Source organism: Rhodovulum viride (genome assembly GCF_003265965.1).
Taxonomy (GTDB): domain Bacteria; phylum Pseudomonadota; class Alphaproteobacteria; order Rhodobacterales; family Rhodobacteraceae; genus Rhodovulum; species Rhodovulum kholense.
The window spans coordinates 1-839 of record NZ_MUAV01000127.1 but is presented as its reverse complement, the minus strand read 5'-3'; the positions used below and the strand labels follow the sequence as shown (position 1 = coordinate 839).

Here is an 839-nt window from a genome sequence, read left to right as displayed (position 1 = left end):
CGATCATGGCGCTGGGACGCGCCGAGGCCGAGGCGGGCAAACGCAAGGCACGGGATGTGGCAACGGTATGATCGGACTTCCTTTCCTGATGCGCGGCCGGTCGCGGCCCGAACCCCGGCAGGATCTGCGGCGCGAACCGCCGCTGACCTCGGCCATGGCCTCGGCCGGGCCTGTCGAACCCTCGGGCACCCGCGATCCGTCGCCCTGGTTCAATGATCTCTGGGCGGGCGGGCAATCCCGCGTCCGCTCGCTGCCGGTGGTGACACCGCTCGCCGCCCAACGTCATGCCACGGTCTTCGCCTGCTGCAACGTGATCGCGGGCGATCTCGCCAAGGTGCCGCTCAGGCTCTACCAGCGGACGGGGCCCAGCCGGGCCGAACCGGTCGCGGATCATGCCGCAACGTACCTCCTGAACACCGAATCCGCGCCGGGCGTCGCGGCCCGGGTCGCCCGCTTTGCCCTCGTCTATGCCTTCGCGCTGCGCGGCCGGGCCTATGCCTATGCGCCCCGCGACGGGGCGGGCGAGCTGACGCTGCTGGAGGTGATCCGCCCCGATCTCTGCGCCGAGCTCCGCGACGGCCGGGCGCGCTTCTATGCCTTCGAGGACGGGGCGGGCATCCAGCGCCGGGCGCCGTCGCGGGCCATGGTGCATCTGCGCTACATGGCCGAGGACGGCTGGACCGGCCGCAGCCCGCTCCAGGTCGCGGCCGAATCCGTGGGCCTGGCGCTCGCCGGTCAGGAGGCCGCGGCCCGCGCCGCCTCGGGCGTGCAGATGCGCGCGGTCCTGAAGATGGAGGATGTCTACGAGGACGATGAGGCCTGGCACCGCAATGCCCGCC

The 839-nt window shown here is 72.6% G+C and carries 1 protein-coding gene; it reads left to right on the top strand.

Translation table 11 applies throughout. The features are described from left to right. Window positions 1-67 precede the first annotated feature (67 nt). A partial coding sequence (locus BYZ73_RS21385; protein WP_245943266.1) for a phage portal protein occupies window positions 68-839 on the top strand: 772 nt, incomplete at its 3' end.